The following is a 12,602-nucleotide window of genomic DNA, read 5'->3' as shown; positions in this document are numbered from 1 at the left end:
TTTACGCATTGTGAGCTTAAAAATCGTTGGGCGCCATGGCTTTTGCGTTAGGCGTCGGGATCGGTGCTGGAGCGGACGACGAGCTCCCCCGGGACCACCAGGTGCTCGGGTGAGCCGGGCTGCTCGATGACCAGGCGCACGAGCTCGGCGGCGATCGCGGCCGAGGCCTGCCGGACCGAGGTGATGCCGACGGTGCCGAACGAGGTGAGCGGGGTGTCGTCGAAGCCGGTGACGGCCACGTCGCGGCCGGGGGCGAGGCCGCGGGCCTGGAGCGCGATGACGGCTCCGGCGGCGAGCGGGTCGGAGGCGCAGACGAGCGCGGTCGGCGGCGACGGCGAGTCGAGCAGGATCGCGGCGGCCCGCACCCCGGTCGCCAGGTCGTTGGCGCAGTTCACGATCCGGGTCTTGGCGAGCGATCCGGTCAGGCCCAGGCGGGTGCAGGCGTCGCGGTAGCCGAGCTCGCGGAGTCGGCCGATGACGGTGTGCGGGACGGCCCCCAGCAGCGCCAGCTCGCGGTGACCGCGCTCGGCGACGTGGTCGACCGCGGCCTCGATGCCGCGCGCGGCGTCGCCCTCGACCCAGCTCCACGGGGTCGCGAACGCCTCGGCGGTGCGGCCGTAGGCGACGAAGGGGATGCCGCGTTCGCGCAGCCCGACCGGCCGGGGGTCGTCGGGCCGCACGTTCGAGATGACGAACCCGGCGGCGGACTGGCCGAAGTAGAGGTCCTCGCAGGCCTTCAGCAGCGCGTCGGTGTCCTGCTCGGTGATGAGCGTGAGGTTGCGGTCGGCGTCCTGGCACGCGGCGGCGAGGTCGTGGAGGAACGCGTCCATGTACTGGTTGTCGACCAGGTTGCGGGCGGGGAGGGCGTAGCCGATCTGGCGCGGCTGCGCCAGGCGCAGGCTGCGGGCGACGAGGTTGTTGCGGTAGCGCAGCTCCCGCATCGCCGCGAGGACCTTCTCGCGGGTGGCCTCCGAGACGACCTCGGGGCGGTTGATGACGTTCGAGACGGTCATCGCCGAGACCCCGGCGAGGTCGGCGACGTCGGACATGCTCGCCTTGCGCGCTGCGCCGCTCATCCGCCGCCTCCTCTCTGCAGTGTCCCGGCCTCAGATTTTAAGCATAAAAATCGGCGGAGGTCAAACCCGGCGATGAATTCGCGGAACGCTTGTCGTCTACACCGGCAGCACCTGCTGACACACGAGGAGACACACGATGACCGAGATGCGGTCCCACACGATCGAAGCCCCCGGGGCCGTCCTGCACTACGACGTGCGCGAAGGCGACGGGCCGACCCTGCTGCTCGTCGGCTCTCCCATGGGCGCGAGCGGCTTCGTCACGCTCGCGGGGCACTTCGCGGACCGCCGCGTCGTCACCTACGACCCGCGCGGGGCCGAGCGCAGCCGCCGCACCGACGGCGCGGCCGAGAACACCGTGGAGGAGCACGCCGACGACCTGCGCCGCGTCGTCGAAGCGGTCGGCGGCCCGGTCGACCTGTTCGCCAGCAGCGGCGGCGCGGTCAACGCCCTCGCGCTGGTCGCGCGGCACCCCGAACTGGTCCGCACCCTCGTCGCCCACGAGCCGCCCGCGTCCGCCGAACTGCCCGACGCCGAGGTGATCCTCAAGGCCTGCACGCAGATCCGCGACGACTATCTGGCCACCGGGTTCGGCCCGGCCATGGCCCGGTTCATCGCGCTGGTCTCCCACCAGGGCCCGTTCACCGAGGCGTACCTGGAGCAGCCCGCGCCCGACCCGGCCGCGTTCGGGCTCCCCGCCGAGGACGACGGCAGCCGCGACGACGCGCTCCTGGGCCTGAACATGGTCACTTGCAACGCCTACCGGCACGACTTCGCGGCGCTGAACGCCGCCGCGACCCGGATCGTGGTCGGGATCGGCGAGGACTCGGGCGAGATCCTCCCGGCCCGGGCCGGGAAGGTCGTGGCCGAGCGCCTGGGCGCCGAGCCGGTGGTCTTCCCCGGCGGCCACGGCGGCTTCCTCGGCGGCGAGTACGGCCAGACCGAGAAGCCCGACGAGTTCGCGGCGAAGCTGCGCGAAGTCCTGGAGCAGTAAGCGCGCCAATGGAAGCGTTCCGGGCCGCGACGCCGCGGTCCCGGAACACCGAAGCGCCCCGGGGTCCGCGGACCCCGGGGCGCTTTCGCGTGCGTCTTAGTCGGTGCCGAACTCCATCGCGGCGTGGTCGAGGAGCAGTTCCTCCTCGGGGGCCTCGCCGCGGGAGGCGATGGCGGTCGCGCCGCCGCTGGGCATCGCGCCGATGAGCCCCGTGGAGGCGGCCTGGGCCGCGCCGATCGGGGTCGGGTGGGCGCTGCCGACCATGCCGATCCCGGCGTACTGCTCGAGCTTCGACCGCGAGTCGGCGATGTCGAGGTTCCGCATGGTGAGCTGGCCGATCCGGTCGTTCGGGCCGAACGCCGAGTCCTCGGTCCGCTCCATCGAGAGCTTGTCCGGGTGGTAGCTGAACGCGGGCCCGGAGGTGTCGATGATCGAGTAGTCCTCGCCGCGCCGCAGCCGCAGGGTCACCTCGCCGGTGACGGCCGTGCCGACCCACCGCTGCAGCGACTCGCGGATCATGAGCGCCTGCGGGTCGAGCCACCGGCCCTCGTACAGCAGCCGCCCGAGCCGCCGCCCTTCGGCGTGGTAGATCGCGAGGGTGTCCTCGTTGTGGATGGCGTTCACGAGCCGCTCGTAGGCGGCGTGCAGGAGCGCCATGCCGGGGGCCTCGTAGATGCCCCGGCTCTTCGCTTCGATGATCCGGTTCTCGATCTGGTCGGACATGCCCAGGCCGTGCCGCCCGCCGATGGCGTTGGCCTCCAGCACCAGGTCGACGGCGGAGCCGAACTCCTTGCCGTTGATCTGGACCGGCCGGCCCTGCTCGAAGCCGATCGTGACGTCCTCGGGGAGGATCTCCAGCTCGGAGTCCCAGTGCGCGACGCCCATGATCGGCTCGACCAGCTCCAGGCTGGCATCCAGGTGCTCCAGGGCCTTGGCCTCGTGGGTGGCGCCCCAGATGTTCGCGTCGGTGGAGTAGGCCTTCTCCTTGCTGTCCCGGTACGGGAGGTCCCGCTCGGTCAGCCACTCGGACATCTCGGTCCGGCCGCCCAGCTCGGAGACGAAGCCCGCGTCGAGCCACGGCTTGTAGATCCGCAGTGACGGGTTGGCGAGCAGGCCGTAGCGGTAGAACCGCTCGATGTCGTTGCCCTTGTACGTGGAGCCGTCGCCCCAGATCTGCACGTTGTCCTCGAGCATGGCCCGCACGAGCAGGGTGCCGGTGACGGCCCGGCCCAGCGGGGTGGTGTTGAAGTAGGTGCGCCCGCCGGACTTGATGTGGAAGGCGCCGCACGCGATCGCGGCCAGGCCCTCCTCGACCAGCGCGGCCTTGCAGTCGACGAGCCGGGCGATCTCGGCGCCGTACTCCATGGCCCGTCCGGGGACCGAGGCGATGTCGGGCTCGTCGTACTGGCCGATGTCGGCGGTGTACGTACAGGGCACCGCTCCCTTCTCGCGCATCCAGGCGACCGCCACGGAGGTGTCGAGGCCACCGGAGAAGGCGATGCCGACGCGTTCGCCGACGGGGAGCGAGGAGAGAACTTTAGACATGGTTATGAGTATGCATGCTGCTGAATTTTCATGCAACCCGGGGTCGGCATGGTTCCAGCAGGCGGGACCGGGACCAGGCGCGCCGCGCCTGGGGCATGGCGAGCCTCACGTTCAGGGCATGGAAAAGCGGGCCGTCCCGGGAGGGCGGCCCGCTGAGAGGTCGGTGCTACACGGCGGACGCGCGGGCGGCCTGCTGGGCGCGGAGCGCGGCGAACATGGGCTTGCGGGACGGCGACTCGGCCAGCCCGGAGTGGAGGACCGCGGTGATCGCGACCGAGGCCGCGGCGTCGTCGGCGGCGGCGACGCCGGCGGCGACCATGTCGAGGATCTCGCCGGCGGCGGCCGAGACGAGCTCGGGGTCGGCGTTCCGGGACGCCTTGGAGAACCCGAAGGCCAGGTCCTTGTCGGCGGTGACGTTCCAGACCGCGCACGTGTGCAGGCGCGTGCCGTACCCCGTGCCCTCGATCCAGCAGTCCACGGCGTACACGAACGTCCGGGCATCGTGGTCCCACAGCAGTTCGGCGTCGAGCATGTCCGAGAGCGCCGCGAGCCGCTGCGCCTTGGGGTACTTGGACTCGAGGACGGCGGTGGCGTCGTCGCTCGAGAGATAGCTGTAGGTCATCCTTCAACGGTAGCCGCCCCGGATCGCGATCCCGCAAAGCCCGGACCGCTCGTTTCGGCGACAAGGGTGGGTGCTTCCTCACCAGAGGCCCGAGAATCGGACACTCGGCCTGGTTGGTACTTATATGTCCGCACGCGGAAGGGCACGGAGCCCGGTGCTCCGTGCCCTCCGTCCGTCCTATGCGAGCAGCTTGGCCTTGGCGGCGGCGAACTCGGCGTCGTCGAGCACCCCCGCGGAGTGCAGCTCGGCGAGCTGCTTGAGCCTGGCGATGGTGTCGTCGCCCGCGGGCGCGGCGGCCGGGGCGGGCGGCGCGGGCTGGGCCTGCTGGGCGCGGTACGCCTCGGCGTCGGCCTGCGTCTGCGCCTTGGACGCCGACGCGCGGTTCATGCCCCTGGTCACGGCGTTGGCGGTGCCCGCGATGACGGCGGTGCGGGCCATCGTCCCGAGCAGGCCGGGCCTGCCGACTCTGCGGATCATCGGGCTTCCTCCTCGATCAGGCCGGTCAGTTCGTCGATGGCGGCGGCGGGCACGCGGGCCCAGTCGATGACGCGGCCGTTGGCGCGCCGGACGCCGCCAGAGAGGTTCGCGGCCCACGTGTGCTCGAACAGGAGCATGGCGATCGAGGAGTCGAGTTCGAGGTCGGCGGCCACGGCCTCGACGTCCTCTTCAGCGAAGAGCCCGGCCGGGTCGCGGACGAGCCGCGAGAGCCGGGTGTCCTCGGTCTCGTCGGCCTCGATCCACCGCACCGACCCGTCGGCGTCCTTGCGGACGAAGAGCGCGTCGAGGACGGTGATCGTCTTGGCGTCGACGAGCCGTTCGAGTTCGGCGAAGATCTCGCCGGTGAAGTCGTTGCCTGGGAATTCCACCAGCACCATGTCGACCGGTGCTTTGCCGTCTGCCACGTCCGAGCCCCCTGTCCGACCGGACCGCCGCGGGGGGCTTGACAAGCCGTGACGAAAGCGGCGGAAGCGGTCTATCCGGACGCTACACGGGCGCGCGCGGGCGCGCCCGTGTCTTGTCGGATCCGGGGGCTACTGGCTGATGACGTCGCAGTAGGGCTTCACGGTCTCGACGATCGTGGGGCCCTCGGCCTCCTCGACGCCGAACAGCTCGGCGGCGTCGCGGGCGAGCTGCTCCTCGTCGGCGTTGGCCGCGACCTCGCCGCAGAGCGCCTGGGCGTCGGCCAGGAGCTCCTCGGGCGTCGCGTCGGGCACGAGGTCGTGCAGGTCCCCGGCGAGGTCGGTGGGGAACTCTGAGGCGAGCTCGTCGAGGGAGGACTCCCAGTCGGGGAGGGTGGGGGCGTCGGTCGGGATCTCGATGCCGCCGTCTTCGCTGCAGGCGCTGAGCGCCAGGAGTGCGCCGATGGCGAGGGCGGCGAGGGTTCGTCGTGCCGTCATTGGGTGCTCCGTTCCGCGTGGTGTGGGGCCACGCTAACAGGCCGGAAGCCCCGATTCGCCCGAACTGCCCGCGGGTGCCGCATACGTCACCGCCGCCGCGGCACGGGCCGGACGCCCGCGCCGAACCGCTTGCGGCCCTAGGCGGCTTCCCACTCGAAGCCGTCGGCGTCGGTGAAGGTGCCCGCGCCGCTGCCGAAGACGATGCGGTGCGAGCCGGAGCCCTCGGGCGAGACGAACGAGGTCTTGGCGGCGAACTTGCGGCTGTAGAGCGAGAGGGAGACGCTGCCCGCCGGGGCCTCGAACTCGACGTACTTGCGGCCGAAGCTCTTGGCGACCTCGAGGCCCTTGCCGATGTAGAACTGCTTGGTGGCGGCGACGTCCGCGACGCCGATGCCGACGTTCGCCGAGTCGACGGTGCGGGGGGCGTTCCCGGTGTGCTTCTTCTGCGAGGTCGCGATCTTCCAGATGTTGCCGAAGGGGTCCTGGAGGACGCAGCCGTAGCCCCACAGGCTCTTCTCGGGGGCCTTGATCGCGGTGGCACCGGCCTTGAGGGCGGTCTCGGCGAAGCTGTCGACGGTGCCGGGCTCGGTGACCACGAGCGAGACGGCGAAGCCGCGGAAGCCGCTGCTCGCGTCCTTCGCGGGGCGCACGCGCAGCCACGAGTCCTCGCCGAGGTCGAACGCGGCGGCGTAGAAGGCTTCGGCGGCGGCGGTGTCGTCGACTTCGAAGGTGACGGTGTCGATGGCGTTCATGGTCTTCTCCCTGATCGGTGCGGTGGTCTTGCTGATGTCACAACGATATTTCCGCCGGGGCCCCCGGTGCTTCTCGATTCCTGATCACTCCGCGGGTCTTCTCCGGAGGCCGAAACGGGTCTATATTCATGAAAGTCGATATATAGGTGCAAGTCCGCCGTCGGGTTGGGGTGGAGCGGACCCGACCAGAGGAGGACTGCGCATGCCTGTCATGCGAACCCGGCGGCTCGCGGCCATCGCCGCCGCCTGTGCGGCGCTCGCCGCTTCCGCGATCGCAGTGGTGTCGGCGGGCCCGGCGCACGCCGCCGCCTGCGAGCGGATCGATTACACGGTTGTCAGCTCATGGAACGGCGGCCACCAGGCCGCCGTGCGGCTCACCGCCGGGACCGAGCCGGTGAACGGCTGGACCGTCGCGTTCGACCTGGCGGCCGGGGCCTCGGTCCAGAGCGCCTGGAACGTGGACTGGGCCCAGTCGGGCGCGCGCTTCACCGGATCGGACGTGGGCTGGAACGCCTCGGTCGCCTCCGGCGCGACCCGGGAGCTGTTCGGGCTCATCGTCTCCGGGAGCGCGGTCCAGCCGCCTTCCTTCGTGCTCAACGGGGTCGAGTGCGGCGGGGTCGCCCAGCCGACGGGCACCGCGAGCGCGACCCCGAGCGAGACGCCCAGCGAGGACCCGACCGGCCCGCCGGAGGACTGCCCGGCCGGGGCGGTGTGCGACGGCTTCGAGGACCAGACCGGGACCGTCCCGGGCGGCGCGTGGACCGTGGGCGCGGCCGACTGCACGGGCACCGGGACGGCCGCGGTCGACCGGTCGGTCGCCAACAGCGGCGGCGCCTCGGTGCGTATCGAGGGCGGAGCGACCTACTGCAACCACGTGTTCATCGGGCGCGACCTGCCCGCCGACGCCGAGTGGTTCCGCGTCTACATGCGGCACTCGACCGCGCAGCCGCAGAACCACACGACGATGATCGCCATGCAGGACCGGAACGACGCGAACACCGACCTGCGCCTGGGCGGCCAGAACGGTGCGCTGCAGTGGAACCGGGAGTCCGACGACGCGACCCTCCCGGCGCAGAGCCCGGCGGGCGTGGCGCTGAGCCGCCCGCTCCCGGTGGCGGCGTGGACGTGCGTCGAGTTCCGGATCAGCGGCGGGACCCTCGCCACGTGGGTCGACGGCGAACTGGTCGACGGCCTCGTCGTGGACGGGACGGCGACCCACGACGTCGACGCGCAGTGGCTCGCGAAGCCGGGCTGGAGCCCCGACCTCGCCGACCTGCGGCTCGGCTGGGAGAGCTACGGGAACGACGCGGACACCCTCTGGTACGACGACGTCGCCTTCGGGCCCGAGCGGATCGGCTGCTGACGCGCGGGCGCCCCGGCGGACTCCGCCGGGGCGCCCCGCTAGCGGTTGAGGAGCGTCGCGAACAGGTCGAGCCGCCAGGCCGCGTCGCGGGCGACGAGGAAGCCGACGATGCCGAGCACCCAGCCGGTCGTGGACGCGGCGTTCCTGACCATCCAGTCGTTGATCTTCCGCAGCACCGGCTCGACGGCGTCGCGCGCCGCGAGGCGGGCGGTGAGGAGCAGCAGCGCGGGCAGGACCATGACCGCGCAGTACCCGGCCATCGTCAGGACGGTCCCGGCCGCGCCGATCCCGGCGGAGGTGACCATGCCGATCGCGGCGAGGTACGGGAGCATCGTGGCGACCTCGATGGTGGCCGCCGCGAGCGCGAGTCCCATGAGCGGCAGCACGGACGCGCGGGTGCGGGTCGCGCCGTCCCCTTCGGCCGCTTCGATGCCGAGGGCCCGTTCGCGCCAGCGCGAGACGCGGCCGCTCTCGCCGTTCTGCTTCTTGGAGTCGAAGCGGAAGCTGAGGATGAGCAGGCCGACGCCGAGGACGAGCTGCGTCCACAGTGCCGGGCGGGTCTCGAGGAGCGCGCCGATGTCGTCGAAGAAGGCGGCGGCGCCGAGGCTGATGAGGAGGCCGACGCCGAGGTAGAACGCGGCGATGGTGGCCAGGTAGGCGAGCATGCGCCCGGCCTTGACGCGGCCGGGGGCCAGGAGCAGCCAGATCGGGATGAGCAGCGTGCCGAAGCTGGTCGAGTCGATGAGCGCGAGGGCCGCGAGGGAGGCGCCGAGTGCGAGGTCCATGGTTCGAGCCTATGGACGCGCGGGGGCCCGCACGTCGGCCTGGGGACCGAGGTTTCGCAGGGGGACTGCATCTTTGGTGGCACGCCATTGGGCGCGGTCGGGGCCGCCCTTCCGTTGGATAGCGCTTTCATATAGTGTCGGGAGTCGATACGACTAGGAGGCCGTCATGCCCGGATTCGCCGAACCGATCGTCGTCAACGACAACGGCGCGTGGTGCTGGTTCCAGGACGAGCGCGCGCTCGTCGACCCCGAGGCACAGCGCCTGGTCGTCGGCTCGATCGCGGCGGCCGAGGGGCCCGGCGGCGAGGCGCGCTCGGGCAACGTCGAACTCGCCGTCGTCGACCTGCGCACCGGCGAGTCCGAGGTCGTCGTCCTCCACGAGCGCTTCGAAGTGGACGACCACGACGTGCCCGCCCTGTGGCGGCGCTCCGACGGGCGCTGGCTCGCCGTCTACACCAAGCACAAGACCGACGACCTGACCCGTTGGCGCGTCAGCGAACCGGGCGACCCGACCCGGTGGGGCCCGGAGCGGACCTTCGACTGGGGCCCGCACACCGGGGGCCGCGGCGTCACCTACTCGAACCTGCGGGCCATGGACGGGCGGCTGTACTGCTTCGCGCGGGCCGTGAACGACGACCAGTGCGCGCTCGTCTCCGACGACGAGGGCGAGACCTGGTCCTACGCGGGCAAGCTCTTCACGCGCCCGAAGGTCGGCTACGTCAACGGCTACACGCGGTACGCCGCGGCCGGGGACCGCCTCCACCTGGTCACCACCGACCACCACCCGCGCGACTTCGACAACTCGATCTACCACGGGTACTTGGAGAACGGGGCGCTGCACCGCAGCGACGGCACGGTGCTGGACCCGAAGGCGCTCGACGGGGAGGCGCCGTCGCAGGAGGGCCTCACGACGGTCCTGGAAGCGGGCTCGCGCTGGGGCGGGGTGCGGATCTCGCACTGCTGGACCACCGACATCCGCACGACCGCGAACGGCGGGGTCGCGGCGGTCCTCACCGCCCGCGCCGGGGACGAGGAGCTCGACCTCGGTCGGCGGCAGGCCGCGCCGGACCTGCGGTTCTTCTACGCGCGCATGGCCCCCGGCGGCGAGTGGACGGTGAACGAGCTGGCGAAGGCCGGGCCCGGCCTCATGCCGCACGAGGAGGACTACACGGGCCTCGCCGCGATCGACCCGTACGACCCCGGCTCGGTCTACATCTCCACGCCGGTCGACCCGCGCGACGGCACCGAGCTCCCCCACCGCGAGATCTTCCACGGCCGGGCCGCGGCGGCGGGCCGGTTCTGGGCGTGGACGCCCGTCACCGAGAACTCCGAAGTGGACAATCTCCGGCCGATCGTGGCCCCCGGCGACCCGTCCCGCACCCCGCTCCTGTGGTTCCGCGGGCCGATGACCGCCTCCCAGCACTACCGGTGCGAAGTCGTGCTCCTGGACCTCCCCCGCCCCTGACCGCCGAAGCACGCGGCGAGCGCGGCGGCCGTCTGCTCCGGCGCCTCCTCGGCCATGTGGTGGCCCGAGTCGATCACGGCGGTCCCGACGGGCCGCTCGCACCAGGGCGCCCAGACCGCGGCGGGATCGCCGTAGAGCAGCGGCATGTCGTCGTGACGCGACCACACGGCGACGGTGGGCGCCGCGATGCGCCGGCCCGCCTCGCGGTCGGCCGCGTCGTTCGCGCGGTCGACGGTGAGCCCGGCACGGTAGTCCTCGACCATCGCCCGCACGGTGCGCGGATCGGCGAGGGCCGCGACCAGGTCCCGGTAGTTGCCGGTGCCCATGCACGCCTCGTCCGGCCGGTACCAGGCGAGCGGGTCGGCGGTGATCACCCGCTCGGCGTGCGGCGAGGCGCCGAGGAAGAACCAGTGCCACCACCGCTCGGCGAAGCCGGCGTCGGCCCGTTCGAGCGCTTCGAGGATCGGCACGCCGTCGCACACGGCCAGCGCGGTGACGCGGTCGGGCGCGTCGAGCGCGCACCGGTAGGCGACGTAGCAGCCGCGGTCGTGCCCGGCGACGGCGAAGGTCTCGTGGCCGAGCGCGGCCATGAGGGCCACCGCGTCGGCGGCCATGGCCCGGTCGCAGTAGACCTCGTGCCCGGGGTCGGGCTCGGGCTTGGAGGAGCGCCCGTACCCGCGCAGGTCGGGGCAGACTACGGTGTGTCCCGCGGCCGCGAGGGCGGGCGCGACCCGGTGCCAGGTGGCGTGCGTGCGCGGGTGGCCGTGCAGGAGCAGGACGGCCGGTCCGGAGCCGCCCGACCTCCCGTGCAGGGCGATCCCGGGCGCTACGGGCACGTCCCACTCGTCGAAGCCGGGGATGCCCTGGTCGTCTCGCGGCGGTTCACGGTCCATGCCCGCGAATACCCGGGAAGCGGGCGGCCCAAGCCCCCCGCGTTCACACCCGGTTCACAGCGCCGCGCCTACCGTTCGGCCCATGAAACGCACTCTCATCGCCCTGGCGGCGGTCCTCATGGCCGCCGGATGCACCGCGGACCCCGAAGCCGAGACCGGGACCGGCGGCTGCGAACCCGCGTTCACGGGCGCCTTGAGCGGCTGGGCCGACGCGGGGTTCAGCGGCGCGCTGGCGATCGGCGACGACTGCAGGGCCGCGTTCGGCCTCGCCGACGGGACCGCGCCGAACACCGACGACACGGTGTTCGCGATCGGCTCGATCAGCAAGGCGTTCACGGCCGCCGCCGTCCTCGACCTCGCCGATGAAGGGCGGTTCGCGCTCGACGACCGCGCGGGCGACCTCCTGCCCGGCCTGGAGGGCCCGGCCGCCGAGGCCACAGTGGAGCAACTGCTGCTGCACACCGGCGGCATCGAAGGCGCATGGGGCGAAGACCATCGTCCGCTCGAACGCGACGACGCCGTCGCGATGCTCAGCGCGATGCGCTCGGCCTTCGCACCGGGCACCGAGTTCCTGTACTCCAACGCCGGGTACTCGCTGCTGGCGCTCATCGTCGACGAGGCCACGGGCGACTACCGCGCCTACCTGGCCGAGGAGATCCTGCGGGTCGGCGGCGCACGCATCGGCGGGTTCTGGGACGGCGAGCCCGCCGCGCCCGGGCCGCGCGCGGTCGGCACCGTGGACGGAGCGCCCGCGGTGCAGCACGGCGGGTTCGCCGGGCCGCACTGGGCGCTCGCGGGCAACGGCGACCTCGCGATGACCGCCGCCGAGCTCGGAGCCTGGACCAGGGACCTGTTCACCGGCGAGGTGATCTCACCGAAGGCGACGGACCTGCTGCTGGACACGGCCTTCGACAACGGGGACGGCAGCGTGGAGCTGCCCGGCTGGGTGTCGGTCGGCCCGGACCTGTTCGGTGCGCCCGTCATCACGGCCTCGGGCGGCGGCGGGGACACCGGCCACAACGCGGTCGCGGCCTGGCTCCCGGAGACCGGTACGTCCGTGGCCGTGGTGTCGAACTCCGAGGCGGTCGTGGCGGGCGAGCTGGTCGAGGCGATCGCGCCCGCGCTCGTCAGCGGCGAGCCGATCCCCGCCCCCGAGGCGGCCGCCACGGTCGACCCGGCCGAACTCGAAGCGCGCGAAGGGGTCTACACGCTCGACACCGGCGGCGCGTTCCACGTCGCCGCGACGGCGGACGGCCTCGAAGTCGCGGCGGACGGCGCCGACGCCGTCGCGGCCATGTTCGCGTCGAGCGAGTACACGGTCGAGGACGTCGCCGCGCACGAGGCCGACGTGCTCGCGCTCCTCGACGGCGAGACCGCGACCGGCCGCGAAGAGCGCGAAGCGATCGAGGGCGACTTGGGCGCGATCGGCGGCGTCGAACTCGCCGGGACGGCCGTCGAGGACGGCGAACTGCGCACCTACGTCCAGATCAGTGCCGCTGAGGAGGACGTGCTCGGCTGGTACGCCCTCGGCGAGCACGGCGATGTCGGGGCGGTCTCGCTCGGCGTCGAACCGCCCGCGTTTACGCTGGTGCCCGCGGGCGAAGGCGAGTACCGCCCGGCGGGGTCCGCCGGAGCCGTGCTGGTGTCCTTCGAGGACGATTCGCTGAGGGTCGCCGGCCCGGCCGGCACGATCGAAGCCCGCCGCTAGAAAGG

General features: G+C 72.5%; 13 protein-coding genes. 4 read left to right on the top strand and 9 right to left on the bottom strand.

Annotated features, from left to right (window positions below; genetic code table 11):
• Positions 1 to 47 precede the first annotated feature (47 nt).
• Positions 48 to 1,076, bottom strand: a complete 1,029-nt coding sequence (locus ACGGCP_RS11180; RefSeq protein ID WP_392964281.1) for a LacI family DNA-binding transcriptional regulator — start codon at positions 1,074 to 1,076, stop codon at positions 48 to 50.
• Between the two features lie 136 nt (positions 1,077 to 1,212).
• Here ACGGCP_RS11180 and ACGGCP_RS11175 point away from each other — a divergent pair, with 136 nt between their 5' ends.
• Entirely contained in the window at positions 1,213 to 2,067 is an 855-nt protein-coding gene (locus ACGGCP_RS11175) for an alpha/beta fold hydrolase (protein ID WP_392964279.1), read from the top strand.
• A 96-nt stretch (positions 2,068 to 2,163) separates the two neighbouring features.
• Here the strand turns inward: ACGGCP_RS11175 and argG are convergent, their stop codons facing one another.
• From argG to ACGGCP_RS11145, 6 genes are all read right to left on the bottom strand, one after another.
• A complete protein-coding gene (gene argG, locus ACGGCP_RS11170) occupies positions 2,164 to 3,612 on the bottom strand; it encodes an argininosuccinate synthase (protein ID WP_392964277.1) in 1,449 nt (482 codons plus the stop codon).
• A 166-nt stretch (positions 3,613 to 3,778) separates the two neighbouring features.
• Entirely contained in the window at positions 3,779 to 4,234 is a 456-nt protein-coding gene (locus ACGGCP_RS11165) for a hypothetical protein (RefSeq protein WP_392964274.1), read from the bottom strand.
• Between the two features lie 177 nt (positions 4,235 to 4,411).
• Complete coding sequence (locus ACGGCP_RS11160; protein ID WP_392964271.1) at positions 4,412 to 4,711, bottom strand: SHOCT domain-containing protein; 300 nt, start codon at positions 4,709 to 4,711, stop codon at positions 4,412 to 4,414.
• On the bottom strand, positions 4,708 to 5,136 hold the full coding sequence (locus tag ACGGCP_RS11155) for a hypothetical protein (RefSeq protein ID WP_392964269.1): 429 nt from the start codon (positions 5,134 to 5,136) through the stop codon (positions 4,708 to 4,710). Before ACGGCP_RS11155 ends, ACGGCP_RS11160 begins: the two co-directional genes overlap by 4 nt.
• Before the next feature lie 129 nt (positions 5,137 to 5,265).
• The gene (locus ACGGCP_RS11150) at positions 5,266 to 5,631 is read right to left on the bottom strand and encodes a hypothetical protein (protein WP_392964267.1); all 366 of its coding nucleotides are present in this window, start codon (positions 5,629 to 5,631) and stop codon (positions 5,266 to 5,268) included.
• Positions 5,632 to 5,768: 137 nt separating this feature from the next.
• Complete coding sequence (locus tag ACGGCP_RS11145; RefSeq protein WP_392964265.1) at positions 5,769 to 6,383, bottom strand: glyoxalase; 615 nt, start codon at positions 6,381 to 6,383, stop codon at positions 5,769 to 5,771.
• A gap of 202 nt (positions 6,384 to 6,585) precedes the next feature.
• Between ACGGCP_RS11145 and ACGGCP_RS11140 the strand changes: the two genes are divergently transcribed.
• The gene (locus tag ACGGCP_RS11140) at positions 6,586 to 7,746 is read left to right on the top strand and encodes a cellulose binding domain-containing protein (RefSeq protein WP_392964262.1); all 1,161 of its coding nucleotides are present in this window, start codon (positions 6,586 to 6,588) and stop codon (positions 7,744 to 7,746) included.
• Positions 7,747 to 7,784: 38 nt separating this feature from the next.
• On the opposite strand, the gene ACGGCP_RS11135 is transcribed toward ACGGCP_RS11140, so the two are convergent.
• On the bottom strand, positions 7,785 to 8,531 hold the full coding sequence (locus ACGGCP_RS11135; RefSeq protein WP_392964260.1) for a GAP family protein: 747 nt from the start codon (positions 8,529 to 8,531) through the stop codon (positions 7,785 to 7,787).
• Positions 8,532 to 8,697: 166 nt separating this feature from the next.
• Between ACGGCP_RS11135 and ACGGCP_RS11130 the strand changes: the two genes are divergently transcribed.
• The gene (locus ACGGCP_RS11130) at positions 8,698 to 9,996 is read left to right on the top strand and encodes a BNR-4 repeat-containing protein (protein WP_392964257.1); all 1,299 of its coding nucleotides are present in this window, start codon (positions 8,698 to 8,700) and stop codon (positions 9,994 to 9,996) included.
• Here the strand turns inward: ACGGCP_RS11130 and ACGGCP_RS11125 are convergent.
• Positions 9,954 to 10,889 (bottom strand): alpha/beta fold hydrolase, encoded by a 936-nt coding sequence (locus tag ACGGCP_RS11125; RefSeq protein ID WP_392964254.1) that lies wholly within the window; start codon positions 10,887 to 10,889, stop codon positions 9,954 to 9,956. The genes ACGGCP_RS11130 and ACGGCP_RS11125 overlap by 43 nt on opposite strands.
• Positions 10,890 to 10,971: 82 nt before the next feature.
• On the opposite strand from ACGGCP_RS11125, the gene ACGGCP_RS11120 reads away from it, so the two are divergent.
• On the top strand, positions 10,972 to 12,597 hold the full coding sequence (locus tag ACGGCP_RS11120) for a serine hydrolase domain-containing protein (RefSeq protein WP_392964252.1): 1,626 nt from the start codon (positions 10,972 to 10,974) through the stop codon (positions 12,595 to 12,597).
• Positions 12,598 to 12,602 lie beyond the last annotated feature (5 nt).

Origin of the sequence: Glycomyces sp. NPDC048151, assembly GCF_043202775.1 — a bacterium.
Classification (GTDB): domain Bacteria; phylum Actinomycetota; class Actinomycetes; order Mycobacteriales; family Micromonosporaceae; genus Glycomyces.
Note: the sequence above shows the minus strand (reverse complement) of the source record. Positions and strands in the feature narration are given on the sequence as shown.